Source organism: Bacillus carboniphilus (assembly GCF_039522365.1).
GTDB lineage: Bacteria > Bacillota > Bacilli > Bacillales > JC228 > Bacillus_BF > Bacillus_BF carboniphilus.
In genome coordinates this window covers 1-1,847 of the sequence record NZ_BAAADJ010000040.1, presented here as the reverse complement: position 1 = coordinate 1,847, position 1,847 = coordinate 1, and the positions used below count along the sequence as shown (strand labels likewise).

The window sequence follows — 1,847 nt, the reverse complement described above, 5'->3', positions numbered from 1 at the left end:
TACTCCCTCTATATATAAAGGGTAATCTTACGATTTCTCTTGTTTTCTCACGATTTCATAGCCATGCATTTTTAATAGACATTGGTTTAATGGAATTAACATGTACTATAGGGTAATTTTGGAGTCAAGGAGCAAAAAGGACCATAGCTACCTAACCACTTTCATCCAAAAAGTGGATAACAAGTCAAAGTATGGCCGCACTGGTGGATCTCTACAATTCTCACGGAGGTCAACCCTCCCATTTCTCGCAGAGTCTATGCTCCAAAATTCCTTCGTCCAACCTTTCCATGAGGTAGATGTCAGTTATGCTGACCGACAGGATCAATGTCCGTATTTTAGTTGTTTTACTGACTAATCCGTGCTTCAAATGTCTAATAAATAATGAATCATACTACTATCAACCTAATCAAAAACAGTAAATCTTTAAGAAATCTAAGCCGCATTCTGTAACGGTTTCATATGAGGAATATCTTTCAACATTCTCTCTTCACTAAACTCAAATTGTTTCTTACCTATGGCGAATAACACACGTATTAATTTATTGCATAAAGCAATGAGGGACTGCATCTTTTTCAATGGATTGCCTGGGCGTTTTGTATAATACTCATGTAATGCTTTGAAGGCAGAGTTCTTAGCTACAAGGGGCATGACTACTCTAAACAAGAGGGCGCGTAATTTTTTCCTGCCTCTCTTTGTAATTTTCGTTTGTCCCTTATGTTTTCCTGATGTGTTTTCCTTCAAACTTAATCCCGCGAGTTTAATAATTTGCCGAGGATGTGAGTAATAACTAAGGTCTCCTACCTCTGCAAAAAAGCCTGCAATTGTATCTTTTCCTACACCAGTTATCGCTAACATTTGTTGTACACCTGGTATATGTTCTAATAACGCATCCCTCTTAGCCTCTAGTTGTTCGAACTTATGAATGATTAATTCATATTTATCTAGTAAAGTGTTTAACTCTAATTTAGCTAAATCTGAACCCTCACGGATTCCAATAGTTTCACTAGCTGCTTTCTTTAAAGCCTGAATTCTACTTATTCCCACTGCCCGAGTCACAGTTTTTCTCAGATGAGTTAAAATCTCTTGATCAGAGAGTTCTACTAACTCATGTGGGAGTAGGTTAAGTTTTAGCATTTGAAGAGCTGACTTACCTTCCCAATCCTTGAATACAGTAAGAAACTCTGGAAAATATCGATCAATCCAATTGTGAATTTGTCCTTGAACAGCCTGAAGATCAATGGATAATAGATCACGGATTTTCCGTGCGACCCGAAGGTCAGCATAGACTCCTTCTGGAATATTAGGTTCGGCGTATCTTCCGTCTTTGACTAATTGTGCAATGACTTTAGCGTCCTTTACATCATTTTTTGTTGGAGAATTATCATCTAATTCTTTAGTCTTCTTAACATGCATTGGATTAACAACGACTAGCTTGAGATTATTTTCTTTAAGGTAATGAGCTAAATTAAGCCAGTAATGTCCTGTAGGCTCTACACCAATGATCACTGTATCCATGTCATGTTGGCTTTGTTGTTCCTTTATCCAACTTAAAAACATTTCGAAACTAGCTTTCGAGTTTTCAAAATGTATAGGTTTACCAAACTCCAAACCCCTAAAGTCTTGAGCACGAGCGACGTGATTGAATTTCGCAATATCAACACCTATAATTAGTGTTCGTGAAGTAATTTGAGCAATCTTATTATTTTGGTTATAATTCATTTTGAAGGCCTCCTGGTTTATGAATATTGTCCTTTTCGCTGGCCAGCTTCAGGACTCTTTCATTCTACCAAGAGGCTATTTTTTTATTCAAACCTCATTTTTCTCCATTACAGGAATGCTGACCGTTA

Annotated in this window: 1 protein-coding gene; it reads right to left on the bottom strand. The window is 37.1% G+C overall.

The window, feature by feature from the left end; all coding sequences use genetic code 11:
- Positions 1–432: 432 nt before the first annotated feature.
- Positions 433–1,719 carry an IS110 family RNA-guided transposase gene (locus tag ABDZ91_RS14230; protein ID WP_343800050.1) on the bottom strand — a complete coding sequence of 429 codons (1,287 nt, stop codon included), beginning with the start codon at positions 1,717–1,719 and terminating at the stop codon, positions 433–435.
- Between the last annotated feature and the right edge of the window lie 128 nt (positions 1,720–1,847).